16 protein-coding genes are annotated in these 19,243 nt (G+C 62.9%); 12 read left to right on the forward strand and 4 right to left on the reverse strand.

Going from position 1 to position 19,243, the window contains the following annotated elements; translation table 11 throughout:
- The 5 genes from ACW4LP_RS00210 (at position 1) to htpG (ending at position 6,128) form a co-directional block, all read left to right on the forward strand.
- Positions 1–870, forward strand: a complete 870-nt coding sequence (locus tag ACW4LP_RS00210; RefSeq protein ID WP_022739216.1) for a 4Fe-4S binding protein — start codon at positions 1–3, stop codon at positions 868–870.
- A 174-nt stretch (positions 871–1,044) separates the two neighbouring features.
- A complete protein-coding gene (locus ACW4LP_RS00215) occupies positions 1,045–2,757 on the forward strand; it encodes a helix-turn-helix transcriptional regulator (protein WP_237974467.1) in 1,713 nt (570 codons plus the stop codon).
- Between the two features lie 98 nt (positions 2,758–2,855).
- Positions 2,856–3,155, forward strand: a complete 300-nt coding sequence (locus ACW4LP_RS00220; protein ID WP_157012705.1) for a hypothetical protein — start codon at positions 2,856–2,858, stop codon at positions 3,153–3,155.
- Positions 3,139–3,585, forward strand: a complete 447-nt coding sequence (locus tag ACW4LP_RS00225) for a type II toxin-antitoxin system VapC family toxin (RefSeq protein WP_157012704.1) — start codon at positions 3,139–3,141, stop codon at positions 3,583–3,585. The genes ACW4LP_RS00220 and ACW4LP_RS00225 overlap by 17 nt, the downstream gene beginning before the upstream one ends.
- Positions 3,586–4,139: 554 nt before the next feature.
- Positions 4,140–6,128: a molecular chaperone HtpG gene (gene htpG / locus ACW4LP_RS00230; protein ID WP_157012703.1), complete on the forward strand. Its 1,989-nt coding sequence runs from the start codon at positions 4,140–4,142 to the stop codon at positions 6,126–6,128.
- A gap of 305 nt (positions 6,129–6,433) precedes the next feature.
- On the opposite strand, the gene ACW4LP_RS00235 is transcribed toward htpG, so the two are convergent.
- The 3 genes from ACW4LP_RS00235 to mihF all read right to left on the reverse strand — a co-directional run bounded on the left by ACW4LP_RS00235 (position 6,434) and on the right by mihF (position 8,411).
- Positions 6,434–7,021: a hypothetical protein gene (locus ACW4LP_RS00235; RefSeq protein ID WP_237974468.1), complete on the reverse strand. Its 588-nt coding sequence runs from the start codon at positions 7,019–7,021 to the stop codon at positions 6,434–6,436.
- Complete coding sequence (locus ACW4LP_RS00240) at positions 7,018–8,031, reverse strand: TrmH family RNA methyltransferase (protein ID WP_157012702.1); 1,014 nt, start codon at positions 8,029–8,031, stop codon at positions 7,018–7,020. Before ACW4LP_RS00240 ends, ACW4LP_RS00235 begins: the two co-directional genes overlap by 4 nt.
- Before the next feature lie 71 nt (positions 8,032–8,102).
- A complete protein-coding gene (gene mihF, locus ACW4LP_RS00245) occupies positions 8,103–8,411 on the reverse strand; it encodes an integration host factor, actinobacterial type (RefSeq protein ID WP_022739229.1) in 309 nt (102 codons plus the stop codon).
- Positions 8,412–8,763: 352 nt separating this feature from the next.
- Between mihF and mazG the strand changes: the two genes are divergently transcribed.
- The gene (gene mazG / locus ACW4LP_RS00250) at positions 8,764–9,651 is read left to right on the forward strand and encodes a nucleoside triphosphate pyrophosphohydrolase (RefSeq protein WP_455803355.1); all 888 of its coding nucleotides are present in this window, start codon (positions 8,764–8,766) and stop codon (positions 9,649–9,651) included.
- Positions 9,652–9,691: 40 nt separating this feature from the next.
- On the opposite strand, the gene ACW4LP_RS00255 is transcribed toward mazG, so the two are convergent.
- A complete protein-coding gene (locus tag ACW4LP_RS00255) occupies positions 9,692–11,320 on the reverse strand; it encodes an amidohydrolase (RefSeq protein ID WP_161127897.1) in 1,629 nt (542 codons plus the stop codon).
- A gap of 742 nt (positions 11,321–12,062) precedes the next feature.
- Between ACW4LP_RS00255 and arcA the strand changes: the two genes are divergently transcribed.
- The 6 genes from arcA (at position 12,063) to ACW4LP_RS00285 (ending at position 19,074) form a co-directional block, all read left to right on the forward strand.
- Positions 12,063–13,286, forward strand: coding sequence for an arginine deiminase (arcA, locus tag ACW4LP_RS00260; protein WP_022739234.1), 1,224 nt, complete (start codon positions 12,063–12,065; stop codon positions 13,284–13,286).
- Positions 13,287–13,444: 158 nt separating this feature from the next.
- The gene (argF, locus tag ACW4LP_RS00265) at positions 13,445–14,443 is read left to right on the forward strand and encodes an ornithine carbamoyltransferase (protein ID WP_114548652.1); all 999 of its coding nucleotides are present in this window, start codon (positions 13,445–13,447) and stop codon (positions 14,441–14,443) included.
- Between the two features lie 247 nt (positions 14,444–14,690).
- Entirely contained in the window at positions 14,691–15,647 is a 957-nt protein-coding gene (arcC, locus tag ACW4LP_RS00270) for a carbamate kinase (RefSeq protein WP_455803356.1), read from the forward strand.
- Between the two features lie 303 nt (positions 15,648–15,950).
- Positions 15,951–17,096 carry an amidinotransferase gene (locus ACW4LP_RS00275; protein ID WP_022739237.1) on the forward strand — a complete coding sequence of 382 codons (1,146 nt, stop codon included), beginning with the start codon at positions 15,951–15,953 and terminating at the stop codon, positions 17,094–17,096.
- A gap of 259 nt (positions 17,097–17,355) precedes the next feature.
- On the forward strand, positions 17,356–18,471 hold the full coding sequence (locus ACW4LP_RS00280; RefSeq protein WP_114548655.1) for a DMT family transporter: 1,116 nt from the start codon (positions 17,356–17,358) through the stop codon (positions 18,469–18,471).
- A 42-nt stretch (positions 18,472–18,513) separates the two neighbouring features.
- Positions 18,514–19,074 (forward strand): hypothetical protein, encoded by a 561-nt coding sequence (locus tag ACW4LP_RS00285; RefSeq protein WP_302012175.1) that lies wholly within the window; start codon positions 18,514–18,516, stop codon positions 19,072–19,074.
- Positions 19,075–19,243: the final 169 nt, after the last annotated feature.

Raw genomic sequence — 19,243 nt, forward strand, 5'->3', positions numbered from 1 at the left:
ATGAAGTTGAAGACGAAGCGCACTATAGCCGCCGTCGGCCTTTTGGGCCTGGTCGGCGTGGGACTCGCCGTGCATACGGGCACGGGAACGCCGTCGGCCTGGGGCATTGGCGACATCGCCGCCATCTGCCCGTTGGGGGCCGTTGAGGCTGCCATCGCCTCGCGCACCATCGTGCCGCCGCTGCTGATCGGCCTGGTCATCGTTGCGGTTCTCGTGGCCCTGGCGGGTCGTGCCTTCTGCGCTTGGGGCTGTCCCGTGCCCTTGCTGCGCCGGGTCTTCGGCATCAAGGAGCGGAAGGCCGACAAGCCGACGCCGGCCGAGCGCGACGGGGCCAACGACTCGCGCAACTGGGTGCTCGGGGCCACGGTGCTCACCACGGCCGCCTTCGGGTTCCCGGTGTTCTGCCTCATCTGCCCCGTGGGCCTTTCCGTGGCCACCTTCATCGCCCTTTGGCGCCTGCTCCAGTTCAGCGAGGCGACGCTGTCGCTCGTGGTGTTCCCCGTCATCCTCGTGGCGGAGATCGTGCTCTTGCGAAAATGGTGCCACCGCTTCTGCCCCCTGGGCGCCCTGCTGGGCCTCATGGCGCGGTTGAACCGCACGTTCCGTCCGACGGTGGCCGCCGAGTCCTGCCTGCATTGCTCGGGCGCCAGCTGCTCGCGGTGCGCCGACGTGTGCCCCGAGGGGATTGACCTGCATCATCCCGAAGCGTCGGTTTCCCTGGCGGAGTGCACCAAGTGCGGCGAGTGCAGGGACGCCTGCCCGGCCCATGCCATCAGCTTCCCGCTCTTGGCACGCACGGAGAAGGCCGGGCTGCCCGTCGCCTCGGCGGCGCAAGAGGCCGATGAGGATGCCGTGGGCGCTGAGGGCTAGGAGAGGGGCGGAGGGAGCCGATTCAGCCGCCGTGAGAATTCGAACAGGGGGAATGTTGTGCCAATAGCCGAGGGTATACGATATGAGCCGTGGAACGAATGGGACGGCGACGCCCGTTCTTCAGTTGACAGTGCGGCCTTGGGGACGGCGGGCCGCCGATTATGGGGGAAGCGCATGCTCAAGCGGTTCGGTGATAATCAGGAGGCGTTCGCGTCCAACAGCGAGTTGGCGCCGACCCGCCTCGGCATGACCATAGAGGAGCAGTGGCCCGCCCTTAAGCTGGTGGGCTTCGGCTTTTACTACGCGTGGATCTGGGTGTCGTACAACAGCAACGTGCTCGTGTTCCCCTCCGCCGCCTCCGACTTGCCCCCTGACACCATTTCCCTCACCTATCTGGTCTCGACGCTTGCCCTGGGCGTCGCCCTCGTCCTGCTCTCGCTCGTGCGTCCTCTCACGCGGCGGCTCGTGGGCAGCAACCTGCTCCTCATTGCGGTGGCGGTGGTGGTGGGCGCGGCCACGGTGGGCACCTACGCATCGTCCAGCCTGGGCGCCGATGCGAACCTCTACCTTATCGTGAGCGCTGCACTGACCGGCGCGGGCACGTCGGTCATCGTGCTGAGGTTCGGCGTCGTCTACTCGAAGGCGCCGGCGCGCGAGGCTGCCATGTACACGGCGGCGTCCTTCGTGTTCGCCGCCATGATCTACTTCATGGCCGTAGGGCTGCCTGATCCGGTGGGCATGGTGTTCACGGCCCTTCTTCCCGTTCTGGCCGTGGTCTCCACGCTGACTAATCCCGAATGGTCGGATGAGGGCGAGGGCGGACGCCCCGAGGGCCCGGTTCCCCTGCGAAGGTTCTTCGTGAGGCTGCTCGTGGCCGTGGCGGTCTTCTCCGTCGTGGTGGGCGTCTCGCGCGGGTTTTCCGTGCCCCATTCCTCCATCAGCTCGCTGAACGCCGACGGCGCGCTCATCATCTTCAGCACCGCGGTAGTGGCCGGGGTGCTGTTCGTGGTGGTGGGACTGCTGCGCCGCCAGTTCGATGTGAGCCGCCTGTACTATCCCATCATCATTGCCGTGGCAGCCGGCATTCTCGTGACGCCCCTCTTGGGCGGAACGGGTTTCGGCAGCCAGTTCATTACGGTGGCCTACAACTGCTTCGTGCTGGTGATCTGGTGTCTGCTGGCCTATGTGGCCTACTCGTCGCGGCTTTCCCCGATATTGGTGTTCGGCTTGGGCCGCGGGGCCTCGGCTTTGGGGACGACCTTCGGTTGGCTGGCGGGTTTGGAAATTGTGCGCAGCCAGGGCGACGGCAGCTTGTCCTTGGAGGTTATCTCGGTGGCCATGGTCTTCGCGCTCCTGGTAGTCTCCATGCTGGTGCTGAACGACCGCCTGATCGGCGACGCGTTGCGTCCGGAGGAGCGCCCGTCGGGTAGGGCGGCCGGAATGGCGGCTGAGGGCCTGTCAACACTGGGGGCGTCTGCCGAGGGGGTGTCTGCAGAAGGAGTGGGCTCCGTCGGATGTGGGACGGCTCACAATTGCAGCGACGCGGCGGATGGCGGCGAAGGCGACGGAGATGATGCGGTAGAGCCTAGAGGAGCCGGCGGGGCTGGCGTTGCTCTTCCCGATAGCGGCCCGGGCGATGTTGCGCTGGGAGAGCGTCGGCCAGGTCACTACCGGATGCGCTGCGATGCGGTGGCCGAGCGCTACGGGCTCTCGCCCCGGGAGCGCGACGTGTTCGATCTTCTCGTGCGCGGCCGCTCCATCGACTACATCGCCCAGAACCTCACCATCTCCTTCAACACGGCGAAGTCCCACATTCGCCATATCTACGTGAAAGCCGACGTCCACTCTCGCCAGGAGCTCATCGACCTCATCGACCGCGAGCGCTAGATGCTGGGCCTTAGGGAGCTTGCGATTAGATCCCCTATGCCCTTGACCATCTCCCATCGAATATGTTATACGTATAACATATTCGATGGGAGGTTGTTATGGCAGAAAGTGTTCTTGTGAGTGCGCGGGTTCCGCAGGCGAAGAAAGATGCTTCGAAGGGCGTGCTGGCCTCTCTGGGGGCGAACACGTCCGATCTTATCAACAGTGCCTTCGACTATCTTCTCGAGAGACGGGAGCTGCCGACGACTGCTCCTGCTTCTCGGCCGAGTCGGGAGGAGTTGGATGCCTTTCTGGCCGCTTCGACACTCGATGTCGATTGGAGGGGAGAGGCGCCCGATGGCGATTATCGCTCCCTCGTGAGGGACGGAAAGCGAGGGCGCTATGAATCTCTTGCTTGATACCAATGTGCTCATCGACTACCTGGGCCGCAAGGAGCCGTTTTTCCTCTCAGCTCAGAAAGTAGTCATCGCCGGATTCTTTGGTGATGCTCGGCTGTGGGTTCCTTCCCAGTCTGTCGTCGATGCCTTCTACGTCCTGAGCCGCTATGTTGATTCGGCGCGGCTGCAGGCGGCGATCCTGAAAGCTCTCACAGTGATTGAGCCGGTAGATCTTACGGGCGCCTCCCTTGAGAGAGCGGCGCGTCTCGGCTGGGACGACTTCGAGGATTGCCTGATTGCCCTTGCTGCCGAGAGGGTGGGGGCCGACTATCTCATCACTCGCGACGCCAAGGGATTCGCACGCTCAACGGTTCCGGCGGTGTCCCCGGATGCGTGGCTTAACGTCATGCGCGAAGAGCACAGCCTCGACTACGGTGAGGTTCAGCTTTAGGGCGGAGGGGGCTGTAATCGACGAAGCAATTTTTGCACACACTGTGTGCAAAAATTGAGCTGGTCGGGGGGCGCGCCCATTGGCGTGAGCGAGTACCGTTTAGGCGACGAGCTGCCTGCGGCCTACGCCAGTGTGCTCCCGTCGCCCGAGGACTTGGTGGCCCGGATTTAGGGGGAACTGATAGCGATGTTGCACAGGGAGCGGAAGGTGATCTCCCCTGTTTGCTCGAAGCGCTTGTAGGAGGCGAACGTCACTATCAAAATGAGGTTTCAATTTTGATAGGATGCTCCCTTGTCTTTCCTCTCAAAATTGAAACCTCATTTTGAGAGGCTTCCCTCGTCCAAACTTAAAGAAAACTTGATAGGTATTGACTTAGGTTTCCTTCTGCGTAGAATGTGGTGTTAGCACTCGATAAGGGAGACTGCTAACGCCTTTGTCGCCGCCGGTCAACGACTGCCGTACAGACCGAATGCACCGCGAGATGACTGCCGGCGCGCGACCTACACTAGGAACGTTATGCGTCTTCCGCCCCAAGGAAAGAAGGACAAGAACCTATGCGCAAGTTCAAGACAGAGAGCAAGAAACTGCTCGACCTCATGATCAATTCCATCTACACCAATCGCGAGATCTTCCTACGCGAGCTTATCTCCAATGCGTCGGACGCGGTGGACAAGTTGTACTTCCGCAGCCTTACCGATCCGTCTGTGGCCGTGGGCCGCGACGACTTGGCCATCACGGTGGGCTTTTCCGCCGACGAACGCACGGTCACGGTGTCCGACAACGGCATCGGCATGACCAAAGACGAGCTGGACAAGAACCTCGGCACCATCGCCCATTCCGACTCTTTCGAATTCAAGGCCGCCCAGGCCGAGGCTGCTGCTGAAAGCGAGCCCGGCGAGGCGAAGGGACTCGACGACCTCACCGATGTGGACATCATCGGCCAGTTCGGCGTCGGCTTCTATTCCGCCTTCATGGTGGGCAAGAAGGTGCGCGTCGTCTCCCGCGCCATCGGCTCGGATGAGGCCTGGGCCTGGGAGTCCGACGGCATCGACGGCTACGACATCAAGCCGGCCGAGCGCGCCGAGCATGGCACCGACGTCATCGTGTACCTGAAGGACGACACCGCCGACGAGTCCTTCGGCACCTTCGCCAGCGAGCACGGGCTCACGCAGCTCATCAAGCGCTACAGCAACTACGTGCGCTATCCTATCAAGATGGAAGTGACGAAGAGCCGCAAGGTGGAGGCCCCCGAGCCGGCCGAGGGCGACCAGCCGGCCGCGCCGCAGTGGGAGAGCTACACCGAGGTGGAGACCATCAACTCCATGGTCCCCATCTGGAAGCGCAAGAAGTCCGAGGTCTCCCAGGAGGAGTACGACGAGTTCTACAAGACCGACTTCCACGACTTCGAAAACCCGGCCCGCACTATCTCCGTGCACGCGGAAGGGTCGCTCAACTATGACGCGCTCATGTTCGTGCCGAGCCGCGCGCCGTGGGACATGTACTCGAAGGACTACAAGCGCGGGCTCGCCCTGTACTCCTCCAACGTGCTCATCATGGACAAGTGCGAGGAGCTTCTGCCCGACTACTTCGGCTTCGTGCGCGGCGTGGTTGATTCCTCCGACCTCACGCTGAACATCTCCCGCGAGACGCTGCAGCACAACGGTCAGCTGCGCGCCATCGCCCGGCGCCTCGAGAAGAAGATCAAGGCCGACTTGGCGAATATGCGCGACGACGATCGTGAGGCCTACGAGGAGTTCTTCAAGCAGTTCGGCCGTACGCTGAAGTTCGGTATCTACCAGAGCTACGGCATGGCGAAGGACACGCTTGCCGACCTGCTTCTGTTCTACTCCGCCAAGGAGCAGAAGATGATCACCCTGGACGAGTATCTGGCCGCGGCTCCCGCCGGTGCCGACTCCATCTTCTACGCCGCGGGCGACTCGCTGGAGCGCCTGGCCGCCATGCCGCTCGTGACCACGGTTTTGGCCAAGGGCTACGACGTGCTGCTGTGCGACCAGGACGTGGACGAGTTCTGCATGATGGCCATGGGCACCTACGGCGAGCACGCGGTGGACGGCGACGAGGAGAACAAGCAGCCCTACTTCATCAAGAACGTGGGCTCCGAGGACCTGGGCCTTACCACCGATGAGGAGAAGAAGGAGGCCGAGGAGGCCACCGAGTCCAATGCCGAGCTGTTCGGCATTATGCAGGAGGCGCTTGACGGCAAGGTGGAGCGCGTCGTCGTTTCCACCCGCCTCACCGATGCGCCGGCCGTGGTCACGAGCGAGGGCGGCATGTCGCTGGCCATGGTGCAGGTGCTGAAGAGCCAGCCGGGCACTGACGAGTTGCCCGAGATGCACCTGGTGCTGGAAGTGAACGCCAAGCACCCGGTGTTCGCCACGCTGCAAGCGGCTCATGAGGCCGGCGACGACGAAAAGGTGCGCACCTACGCGGGCCTTCTGTTCGACCAGGCACTCCTCGTGGAGGGCATTCTGCCCGACAACCCGCTCGCCTTCGCCCAGGCTGTCGCTGAGCTGATGAAGTAGGCCCAGCCGCCAATCAGCGGCGGTTGCCGGCGCGGACGCGCTCTCGTGCCGCCGTGTCGGCGAACTAAGCAAACCCGAGAACCCCTTCTCTCTCCTGGAAAGGATCGCCCCGCGCGATCCTTTCCCGTTTTCGGGACAGGAAATTCGAGCGAGCGGATGCGAAATTTCGAGTTGTTAGGTGTTGGCTCTTGCCCTACTGGCTTCTCCAGAAGACCAATTTCTCTAAATATGATAAAAAATAATGAATAGCAATACATATGCTTCAGACATTGCGGACTTATAGGCAAAGGCGCCTCGCGGAACACCTAACAACTCGAAATTTTGCCTCCATTTTGGCCATCGGATTGTCTGGCGTGCTTTTCGAGCAGGAGAAGGATGCCCCACGAGGCGCCCATCAGAAGCAGGCCCACAGCGTCGAAGGTGATGAACAGATCGATGCTGCTGGCGAGGAGGTCGTGGCCGGTGGGCAGGGTGGCGCGAATGGCGGACTCACCGGCCAGGCCTACGATCTGCTGGATCAGAACGACGCCGGCTAAGGCCCGATGGCGTTCTGGGCGCCAAATGACCAGCGGGTAGGTGCAGTTCCACATGAGGAAGGCGATGCCGATGCCCTGGATGCCCACGCGGCCTGGCACCCCGGAAAGCTCGTAAGCGCCCATGTAAACCTCGGGCGCGAACGCGAAGCCCAACGCGCACTGCACGTTCACGACGAATACGAAGGCGAAGCAAAGCCGTACGGCCCAGGTCGCGATCTTGACGCTTCGAGGGGCCTTCCGCGGACCCGTCATGCTCGTATGGCTACTTGGCCCCGCCTCGTTCTGAGCGGCGCTCTCGTTCTTCTTTCCGGTGCCATCCTGGGCGGAGGTCGCAAGACCGAAGTCGAAGGAACTCACTGCGGTCTCCTCCCCAGCTGGCTCAAACGGCGGAAGGCGTAGAAGGCCACGGCGCTGGAGGCGGCGACGTTCAGGGAATCGACGCCATGGGCCATGGGGATGCGCACGGTGCAGTCGCAGCGAGCGATGGTGGCGGGGGAGAGCCCCTCGCCTTCGGTGCCGAACAGCAGCGCCAGCTTCGCCGGAGTGCCGGTTGCGGCCTCGCGCTCGGCCAGCAGCGCATTCAGCTCGTCGGGGGTCACCGAGTCGTCGGAGAGCGCCATGGCGGCGCAGGTGAAGCCGTGCTCGTGCAGCTCGGCGATGCCCTGCTCGCTCCAGGTGCCGCAGCCGGGACGGTTCGGCACGTCCTCATCGCCAATGCGCGTCCAAGGCACCTGGAAGACGGCACCCATAGACACGCGCACGGCCCGTCGGTATAGCGGGTCGTAACAGGCGGGACTTACGAGCACGGCATCTACTCCGAGGGCCGCCGCGCTGCGGAAGATAGCCCCGACGTTGGTGTGGTTCGTGATATCTTCGAGGACGGCCACCAGACGCGCGTCGCGCAGCACGTCGGCCACGGTGGGCAGGGCGGAGCGGCGGAAAGCACCCAAGGCGCCGCGCGTTAGCTCGAAGCCCGTTAGGCGCGCAAGCTCGTCGTGGGGTGCCACGAACACGGGCAGGCTGTCGGGGCCGGAGGGCAACTGCGCGAGGGGCGTTTCGGGTTCGCCGGTCGGTGCAGGTGCAGCGCCTTGCGCCCCTGTTTGCGTCGTTTCGAGCTCACGTGCCCGTGCTTGCCGGCGCGCCTCCATGCGCTCGATGAGCGGAGCCATAGAGGGTAGCCACTTCTCTTCCATGAGCAGTGAGATCGGTTCCATGCCGCCCTCGAAGGCCCGTTCGATCACCTTCTGCGACTCGGCGATGAACAGCGCACGCTCCGGCTCCAGCTTACTGCGCAGCTGAGCCTCGGTCAGCCGCGCGAACGCATCGAGCCGTGGGTCTTCCAATGTGTCTACATAGATAAGGGGCATGCCGGTTCCTTCCAAAACAAAAGCGCCCGTCTATTATAGGCGGGCGCTTGCAAGATTGCCTCGGTTGAGACTTAGGAAAGGGCGGCCTTCAGAGCGGCCATCTGGTTGGAGCCGAGGCCCTGCAGACGACGCTCGGCCGGAATGCCCAGCTCCTCCATGAGCTTCTCGGTCTTCACCTTGCCGAAGCCGGGCAGGGCGTTCACGAAAGCCTTGACCTTCATGCGGCCGATGATCGGGTCGTCGATCTGATCGAGAACCTCGGCCGGGGTGGTGAGACCCATGGCGAGCTTGTTGGTGATCTCGGAGCGCTTGGCGCGAACGACGCGAGCCTTCTCGAGGGCGGCGGCGCGCTGCTCAGGGGTCATGGTAGGTGCGGGCATATCACTTCTCTTTCTCTAGTCGGTGCCCTTCTAACAGGGCCTTCACTCGAAGAACGCTGGTACCAGAAGGCTTCGGTACCAGCGTTTCTCCGTTTTTAGCTACACGATCATAATAGAAAACCGCAGGTTGTACACCCCTTTTCCCGCTAATGTCGCGTTTTTGCAGAAAAATGTGCGCTTTTAAGGCTCCGAAATGGGGATTTGATGACGAAATAGCTCGGATGAGGCCGGTCGAGCTTCTTGGGAAACCGCGAAAAAGGGCGGAAAGGCGTTGCTCGAAGACGTCGGAGGGGTGCACGAAAGCAGGAGCGCTATAATGCTGCGGAAAACCGCAATCGAAGGGAGCAACACTGTGACTGAGAAGCTGGTAGCCGAGGTGCAGCCGACCGAGCACCCGGCCTTCAACGAGTTCGTGGCCACCATCGAGGCGCTGCGCTCGCCGGACGGGTGCCCCTGGGACAAGGAGCAGACCCACAAGAGCATCTCCGGCAACATGGTGGAAGAGGCCTATGAGGCCGTGGACGCCATCGAGGCCGATGACGTGGCGCATATGCGCGAGGAGCTCGGCGACGTGCTGCTTCAGGTGGTGCTGCAGTCGCAAATTGCCGCGGATGCCGGCGAGTTCACCATCGACGACGTGTGCCGCGACGTGAACGCGAAGATCGTGCGGCGACATCCCCATGTGTTCGGTGACGTGGTGGCCGGCGACGCCAACGAGGTGCTGGACGTGTGGGATCAGATAAAGATGGCCGAGAAGGAGTCCGCCGATGCCGCGGCCGACGTGCCCCAGGGGCTGCTCGACGGCGTGCCGAAGAGCTTCCCGGCGTTGAAGCAGGCGCAGAAGATCTCGCGGAAGGCGGCCTCGGCCGGTTTCGAGTGGGAAACGGTGGACGACGTGTGGGTCAAGGTGGACGAGGAGGTCGCCGAGCTTAAGGCCGCCTACGCCGCCGCGCCGAAGTCCGCGAACGGCAAGGTGGATGCCGCGGCCGACCCTGCGGCTGTCGCAGCGGTGGAGCTGGAGATGGGAGACGTGCTGTTTTCCCTGGTGAACGTGGCCCGCAAGATGGGCGTCCAGGCTGAGGAGGCCCTGCGCGCCACTTGCGGCAAGTTCCGCGCTCGTTGGGCCTTCATGGAAGGTGCGGCCGCCGGCCAGGGGCGTCGCGTGGAAGACCTCTCCATGGAGGAGATGGAAGAGCTCTGGCAGCTTTCGAAAGTGCTTGAGGGCGATGGCCTAGGCTAAAATACGGAATCGGCGCATTTTAGCCTAAAGAGGCCCAATCTCATCGCTCGTACACCTTCTTGCCGGCGACGTAGGTGGCTTGCACCTTTGCTTGCTGGATGTCCTCGGGGGCCAGCTCGAAGGGGTTCGGGTCCAGCACGACGATATCGGCGAACATGCCCGGGGCCAGCTGCCCTAGCTCGCCCTCGCGCTGGGCGGCGGCGGCGCTGCCGGCGGTGTAGGCGCGCAGGGCCTCGGCCAGGGTGATGCGCTCCTCGGGCAGCCAGCCTCCAAGCGGTTCGTGGGTGTCGGCATCGCGGCGAGTGACAGCGGTGTAGACGGCGTCGATGGGGTCGATGTCGGTAACGGGGGAGTCGGTGCCGAAGGCCAGCGTGGCGCCGGAATCGAGCAGGGTGCGGAAGGGCCACATATAAGGGACGCGCTCGGGGCCCAAATCACGCTCCGGGCCGCCGGGATCCAGGGTGATGTGGCGTGGCTGCACGCTGGCGATGACGTCCGCCCGCGCGATGCGCGCGATGTCGTCGGGCTGGAAGTTCTCCAAATGCTCGATGGTGTGATGGGCGGGGGAGGCCACCGGGTGGGCTTCGAAGATATCGAGGCAGCGGTGGATGGCCTCGTCGCCGATGGCGTGGATGCGCACGGGCGAGCCCTCGGCCGCCGCCGGGGCCACCAGCGCCTCCATCACCTCAGCCGCCACGGTGGGGCGCCCGCAGTCGCCCTCGAAGCGAGCGTTGGTGTAGGGGTCGTGAACCCAGGCGGTGTGCTGGCTGGAAACGCCGTCGAAGAACTGCTTGAAGCCCTGAGCCGAAAGGAGCGGGCCCGTGTGGGCGGCCTGCAGGGCGGCCAGACGGCTGCGGTCTTCCAAAAGCGTGGGGAACATGGACACGCGCACGGTGAGCTCGCTGGCCTCTTCCAAGGCGCCGAACAGGTCGTCGCGCACGAAATCGAGGCCCGGCATCGCCATGAGCGACACGTCGCACACGCCCGTGATGCCGTGCTCGTTCAGATAACGCTCGAAGGAGCGGTAGGCGTCCAGCAGCTCCTCGCGCGAGAATTCCGCCACGATGCGCGGCATGAGCTCCATGGCTGCCGCCTCGCGCACAATGCCCGTAAGGTGCCCGTCAGTGTCTTTGTCGTAGCTCCCGCCTGCGGGCGGCTCGCTTTCCTCCGTGATGCCCAAGCGTTCCAGCGCGCAGCTATTCAGCCACAGGGTGTGGGCGTCGCCGGAGTACATGGCCACGGGTCGGTCGGGGTAGACAGCGTCAAGTGACGCGCGGCTCGGCATGCCGGCCGGGTTCCACAAGTAGTCGCGCCAGCCCTGGGTGAGCAGCCACGAGCCGGCCGGTCGCCGTGCGGCCAAGGGCGCCAGGCGCGCTACCGCGTCGGCCTCGTTCTCGCCCACGAAGCGCTCAGCCAGAGGGGAGAGGTACAGCGCGGAGTGGAAGTAATGAAGATGGGCGTCGTGGAAGCCCGGCATCACGAGAGCGTTTCCGTAGTCGACGACTTCGGTATCGGTGCCGCGCAGATGCTCGGGCAGGACTTCAAGAGGGCCGGCCCACAAAACGCGGTCGCCCCCGATGGCCACGGCTCCGGGCGCGGGCTCGTCGTCGGCACCGGTAAACAAGGCAGAGGTAACGAGGATTCGATCAGCGGGGCGGGGAGTTGCCATGGTGCGTCTCCTTCCGAAGGCGAGCGTGTGGGGTGGCCGAGCGACTCGCAAGGGCGACTCGGTTTCTCAGGTGCAGTATACGCCTTGAAGTAAAATTGTTCATCTGCACTACGAAAAATGAGGGTTTGAACTGAAAAAAGATGAGGGCAGAAGAGGCCGAATGATGCACGCTCTACTAATTGACAAAGTAGATTATGGAGCCAATAAGAGTGCATTAAACATGGCCAAATGAGAAAAACATGACTTTTAGCTGGTAAAACACCTCAGATAAGCCGCCTTCCAGGCTCAAGCGCGACCAAGGGAGAGGCTGTGCTATCTTATGCATTCGTGAAATTTGATTGAATCCCTAAACGATTGGAACTTTTTTATTGCATGTGAACAAAAATGATGATACTTTAGGTTCATCGACGAATTGCGACCTCGGCTGTAATTGTTAGGGGGCCGAAAAGCAAAGCACCGTCGATGCGCAAGGAAGGCATCCGATGCAAAAGCTTCGGGTCGCACGCTTGACCTGGGGCGAAGGAGACGTAGCAAGGGGCGTTTACTAAGGGTGTAAGGCTGGCAGAGGGTTGGTAATGACAAGTTAAACCCTCATCTAATACCACTTTACCTCTTCCCCCTGGCCCGGATTCTGAGACATTAGATGCATCCATCGCGCCGACCGCGATGGGCTGAGGGTGGCATTCGCCCGCAGCTTCTCAACTATGATGGCGGACCTCAAGCCGCCGGATTGGAGAGTCACATGCAAGGAGTAAACGTCAAGAGCGAAATCGGCAACCTCAAGAAGGTCATCCTTCACCGCCCCGGCGACGAGCTGCTGAACCTCACCCCCAATACGCTTGAGGAGCTCTTGTTCGACGACATCCCGTTCCTCCCGGTGGCCCAGGAGGAGCATGACGCCTTCGCGAACATCCTTCGCGGCGAGGGCGTGGAAGTGGTTTACCTAGAGGACCTCATGGCCGAGGTTCTGGACGCCAAGCCCGAGCTGCGCCAGCAGTTCCTCGATCAGTGGATCTACGAGGCCGGCATCCGCACCGACATGTACCACGACATCATCACCGACTACATCAACTCCAATTACGCGGGCACCAAGGAGATGGTCATGAAGACCATGGCCGGCATCAACCTGCAGGAGCTGCCCCAGAAGGACACCCACCTTTTGGTGGACATGGTGTCCGACCGCTGCAAGCTCGTGTGCGCCCCGATGCCGAACCTGTACTTCACCCGCGACCCGTTCGCGATGATCGGCAACGGCGTGTCCATCAACCGCATGTACTCGGTGACGCGCAACCGCGAGACCATCTACGGCGATTACATCTTCAAGTACCATCCGGACTTCGCCGGCACGCCGACCTACTACGATCGCAACGACACCTTCCACATCGAGGGCGGCGACATCCTGAACATCAACGAGCACGTGCTGGCCATCGGCATCTCCCAGCGCACCGAGCCCGACGCCATCGACGCCATCGCCCACAACGTGTTCAACGATGAGACCTCGACCATCGACACGATTCTGGCCTTCAACATCCCGTCCTCCCGCGCCTTCATGCACCTGGACACGGTGTTCACCCAGATCGACTACGACAAGTTCACCATCCATCCCGGCATCATGGGCCCGCTCACGGTGTTCGAGATCACCCCGGACGGCAAGGGCGGCACGAAGATCCGCGAGCGCAACGAGGATCTCGAGAAGGTGCTCTCCGAGTACGTCGGCCAGCCGGTGAAGCTCATCCCCTGCGGCGGCGGCGACCGCATCGCGGCCGAGCGCGAGCAGTGGAACGACGGCTCCAACACGCTCTGCGTCCGCCCCGGCACCGTGGTGGTGTACCAGCGCAACAACGTCACCAACGACGTGCTGTACAAGCAGGGCATCAACTGCCTGGAGATGCCCTCGGCCGAGCTCTCCCGCGGCCGTGGCGGCCCGCGCTGCATGTCCATGCCGGCCTGGCGCGAGGCTCTGTAAGCCGCAAGGCGCCCGCTCCGTCAAGGAGCACTCTTACGTCCGTCTTTTCCGGCCCAGTCTAGCCAGCCAGCGCTGGGCCGTAAAAGAGGCGCGGGTTCCCCGGTTCTCGGGGGCCCCGCGCGATACAAATGTCTCTTTCAAGGGAAAGGAAACAGAACATGCCTATCAATCTCAGCGGTCGTCCGTTCCTCCGCCTGCTCGACTTCTCCACCGAGGAGATCGAGTACCTGCTGAAGCTCTCCAAGAACTTCAAGGATCTCAAGCGCACCGGCACCCCGCACCGCTACCTCGAGGGCAAGAACATCGTGCTGCTGTTCCAGAAGACCTCCACGCGCACCCGCTGCGCCTTCGAGGTCGGCGCCATGGATCTCGGCATGGGCGTGACCTACCTTGATCCGGGCAGCTCCCAGATGGGCAAGAAGGAGTCCATCGAGGACACCGCCCGCGTGCTCGGCCGCTTCTACGACGGCATCGAGTTCCGCGGCTTCGCCCAGACCGACGTGGAGGATCTGGCCGAGAACGCCGGCGTGCCCGTGTGGAACGGCCTGACCACCGAGTGGCATCCCACCCAGATGCTCGCCGACATCCTCACCGTGCAGGAGAACTTCAACTACGACATCAAGGGCAAGACCCTCGTGTTCATGGGCGACGCCGCCAACAACGTGGCCCGCTCGCTGATGGTCGTGTGCTCCAAGCTCGGCATGAACTTCGTGGCCTGCGGCCCGAAGGAGAACATGCCCGACGCCGAGCTCGTGAAGACCTGCGAGGCCATCGCCGCCGAGAACGGCTGCACCGTGAAGTGCACCGACGACGTGAAGGACGCCTGCACCGGCGCCGACGTCATCTACACCGACGTGTGGGTGTCCATGGGCGAGCCCGACGAGGTGTGGGCCGAGCGCATCAAGCATCTCGAGAAGTTCCGCGTGACCAAGGAAGTCATGGCCATGGCCAACGAGGGCGCCATCTTCCTGCACTGCCTGCCGGCCTTCCACGACACCAACACCACCATCGGCGCCGACATCGCCGAGCGCTTCGGCGTCACCGAGATGGAGGTCGAGGACGAGGTGTTCGAGTCCCGCGCTTCCAAGGTGTTCGATGAGGCCGAGAACCGCATGCACACCATCAAGGCCGTCATGTACGCCACCCTCTGCGGCTAATCTGCCCAGAACATGCTTTATCGGGGCGAGTGAGAGCGCTCGCCCCTGCTGGAAGTAGTGGGCGGGGACAAGCGCTCCGCCCCTACGATTTGACAACGGAATGCTTCTGCGCGGCGTCGTCATCGCCCTGAAACCTAGAATCACATCCGTTGCATGTTATGTTCCGTTTGGAACCGCAGTCTCGTCTCTCTTACATGCAACCTAGAAGCGAGATTGGCTGGTTCACCGAAAGATTGAGGTGAAATCTATGGCTTACGAAAAGGGCAACGGCAAGACCGCTGTCATCGCCCTGGGCGGCAACGCCCTCGGCAACACCCCGCAGGAGCAGCTCGAGCTCGTGCGGAACACCGCCAAGCACATCGTGGACATGATCCAGGACGGCACCAACGTCGTCGTCTCCCACGGCAACGGCCCGCAGGTCGGCATGATCAACAACGCCTTCGCCTACGCGGCGGCCAACGACGACAAGACCCCGGACATGCCCTTCCCCGAGGCCGGCGCCATGTCCCAGGGCTACATCGGCTACCAGCTGTCCCAGGCCATCCTGAACGACCTGAAGTCCCGCGACATCATGCGCTCGACCGCCTGCATCGTGACCCAGACCGTCGTCGACGAGGACGACCCCGCGTTCCAGAACCCCACCAAGCCCGTGGGCGCGTTCATGGACGAGGAGACCGCCAAGGCCAAGGCCGAGGCCATGGGCATCACCGTCAAGGAGGACGCCGGCCGCGGCTGGCGCCAGGTGGTCGCCTCCCCGATCCCCAAGCGCATCGTGGAGTTCGACGCCGTGCGCGACCTGGTGGAGGACGGCTACGTGGTCGTGTCCACCGGCGGCGGCGGGGTGCCGGTCTTCGAGACCGAGAACGGCTACGTCGGGACCCCCGCGGTCATCGACAAGGACCGCTCCAGCGCCCTCATGGCCTCCGAGCTCGGCGCCGACATGCTCGTGATCCTCACCGCCGTGGAGAAGGTGTGCATCAACTTCAACACGCCCGAGCAGGAGCAGATCTCCGAGATGACCGTGGAAGAGGCCCGCGAGTACATCGAGCAGGGCCAGTTCGCCCCGGGCTCCATGCTGCCGAAGGTGGAGGCCTGCATCGAGTACGTCGAGAACTACCCCGAGGGCAAGGCGCTCATCACGTCGCTCGAGTGCGCGGCCGCCGGCCTGCGCGGCGAGACGGGCACCGTCATCGTCGCCGACTAGGCACCGATGCGCAACCTGTCAGGGGGAGTGCGATAGGCGCCCCTTGACATTAACTTAATGTATTAAAAGAGCGCGTTCTCCGCGAAGGTGGAGAACGCGCTCTTCCTATTCTGCTCGTATGCACAACAGGTCAACAAAAAAAATAGTTGCTCAACTGGGAAATTTTTTCTTGCAGGTGAACAAAAATGGTGCTATATTGAACCCATCGATAAAGCCGACCGATCAGCTCATCGGTTTTGTCGATAGTAATTATTCCTCATCGTCGCGAGCACGGTTAGGGCGTGCTCAAGAAAGGAATGAACCATGGCTAAAATCGTCAGCTCTTGGAACGACTGGGATCCGCTGAAGCGCGTCATCGTCGGCCGCTGCGACAACTCCGTCATCCCGCCGGAGGAGCCCGCCACCTCTGAGAAGGTGCCCGTCGATTCCGAGATGCGCGGCATGTGGGGCCTCCGTCCGCTGGAGACCGTCGAGCGCGGCAACGAGTGCCTCGAGAACCTCGTGAAGATCCTCGAGGACCGCGGCGTCGTCGTTGACCGCCCGACCCCGCTGCAGTGGAACCAGGCCATCGGCACGCCGGACTTCCGCAACGACTCCATGATGACCTGCATGCCTCCGCGCGACATCCTGCTGACCATCGGCAACGAGATCATGGCCGCCGCCAACTCCTTCCGCTGCCGCTACTTTGAGTACCTGGCCTACTGGCCCCTCATGGAGGAGTACTTCGAGCAGGATCCCGACTTCAAGTGGACCCAGGCCCCCCGTCCCCGCCTGACCGACCGCTCCTACAAGCACAACTACTACGACGAGAAGATCACCCTTGAGGAGCGCCTGGTGCGCACCGCCAACAAGGACTTCGTGACCACCGAGGTCGAGCCGATGTGGGACGCCGCCGACGTGATGCGCATGGGCAAGGACCTGTTCATCCAGCACGGCCTGACCACCAACCGCGCCGCCATGGACTGGTTCCAGCGCTACTACCCCGAGTACCGCGTGCACGCCGTGAACTTCCCCGGCGACCCCTACCCGATCCACATCGACGCGACCTTCGTGCCGCTGCGCCCGGGCCTGATCATCAACAACCCGCACCGCCCGCTGCCCGAGCCGCAGCGCGCCATCTTCGAGGCCAACGACTGGCAGATCGTCGAGGCCGCCCAGCCCGCGCACACCGAGCCGCCGGCGCTGTGCTACTCCTCCGTGTGGCTGTCCATGAACTGCCTGGTCCTCGACCCGAAGACCGTCATCGTGGAGGCCTCCGAGGTGCATCAGCAGGAGCAGATGGACAAGCTGGGCATGAACGTCATCCCCTGCGACCTGCGCGACGCCTACCCGTTCGGCGGCGGCCTGCACTGCTCCACCGCCGACGTCTACCGCGAGGGCGAGTGCCTCGACTACTTCCCGAACCGCGTCGAGGATCCCACCCTCGTGCGCCCCGAGATGTGGAAGTAAGCACGACGCTTATCGTGGGCTCCTGGGCTCGAAAAGCAGCCTGAGAGCTAGAATCGCCGATCAGCAGCTAAGGGCAGCTGCCTGAGAAGCACAAGTTAGAAAAGAAAGGGGAACAGGTTTCAACGCAAAGGCGCGGCCTGTTCCCTTTCTTTGTTTCACGGAACTAAGGGCATGTTCCGTGTCCGGGGCGCCTCTCTTAAGGGCGAGGGGACGTTCCATTCAACCTATCTCACCTCAGAGGAAAGAAAAAGGAGGGATTATGGCACAGGAAAACACCAACGCCACCGAGGGCTATCAGATGAAGACCGGGTGGGGTACCATTGCCATGCTCATCTCTGCAACCGGCATGGGCCTCGTGCCCCTGTTCAGCCGCTGGGCCACGCGAACGGATATGTTCGATGGCACCATGGGCCTGAACGCCGGCGACTCCATTGGCGCTCTCATGGCCTGCGGCCGCATGGGCATGGGCGTGCTGTTCTTCGTCATCCTGATGGTCGCCACCCACAAGGTGAAGACCTTCAAGGAGCTCAAGCTCACTCCCGCCATCGCTCTCGGCGGTTTGATGATTGGTATGTCCTTGGCATGCTACGTGACCTCGACGCTGCTCACGACCGTTGCCAATGCCGTACTGTTCATCTACACCGGCCCGGTGATCTGCGTGTTGGCGGCCCGCATCTTCCGCAAGGAGCCCATGAGCGGCCTGCAGTGGATCTGCCTGCTCGTCGTGTTCATCGGCATGTTGTTCGGCGAGGGTCTGCTCGGCTTCGGCGTGGGCGGTCAGGTCTTTGGCCTTGATTTCAGCCTCGAGACCTCGACGCCCGAGTTCCCGCAGAAGGGCGTGGGCGACGCCTTCGGCCTTCTGTCTGGCCTGTTCTACGGCCTGTCGATGTTCTTCAACGGCTACCGCAAGGACGCCGACACCACGGCCCGCGGCGTGTGGAACTTCATCTTCGCCGTGCTGGGCGCCGGCCTCATCACCATCATCCTGAACTCCCTGGGCTCTCAGCCCGGCATGGAGAACTGGGCGCTGTCCGTGCACTTCACCACCTTCAACTGGATCGGTGCGGTGCTGCTGTGGATCATCTGCGGTCCTATCGCTCTGGGCTTTCTCTTGGTCGCCGGCCGCAACCTGCCGGCTGCTGACTACGGTACCATCGCCTACTGGGAGGTGCCCGTGGCCATCTTCGTGGGCCTGGTCGTCTTCGGCGAGGCGCTGACCGTGAACACCATCATCGGTGGTCTCATGATCATCGCCGGTGGCGCCATCCCGTCCGTCAAGGGCATGGTGGCCGAGCGCAAAGCGAAGCAGCAGCAGGAGATCGCCGAGAACCTCACCGCCCGCATTGCCGAGCAAGAGGACATCGAGGGTCTGTAAGCAGCGCGTCAGAAATGACTGCCGTATAGGAAGAGGCTTCTTATGAAGATGACTAAGAACCTGACGCACATCGCCTCGTCGGTGGAGTTCGAGCCCGCGATGACCGAAGAGCAGCTGGAGGCCGTGTTCGCTCAGAACGGCGTGGCCGGCTTCCCCGCTGAGCTCGACATCGCCGAGCGCACCGAGGAGCATGTGCAGATGGTGTCGCTGGAGAAGTTCATCGCCTTCGCCAAGGCGTCCGGGCTCTCTGCCGTCACCTACGACGTGACCTATTTCCCCCATGCCGACGAGGCCGAGGTGGAGTACCAGCTCAAGCAGCTGGCCCGCGACCTCGAGATCAGCGTGGAAGTAATCCGCGATGTGTGCGCCGACGAGATCGCCGAGTACCTCAAGCTCGATGCCGAGCGCGATGCCTCGCTTCCCGTGCACAGCATCGTGGAGTGCTACACCGGGGGCACCGCCTTCGCGTGGTATGGCATGAATCCGTATCCGCGTCTGAAGCGCGTGGTGCTCTCCAAGCTGGCTGCCGGCGGCAAGAAGGCCGAGAAGGCGTTCGTGCTGCGTGCCAGCAAGGCCCAAGTTGACTACATGGGCGACTACTAGGATGTAACTGGGGCCGTGCGAAGCTCTCGCGCGGCCTCGGCGCATTAAGGGCGCGCACGGCCCAAAAGGTGCGGCACGTGTGCTGGCTGGCACGAGGTGTAACCTCCCGACCCCGGGATGTGCCAGCTTGCACGAAGATGGGGAGGTTCGCGCATCTGCGAGACACGGA

This window comes from Adlercreutzia sp. CNCM I-6215, from assembly GCF_977072315.1.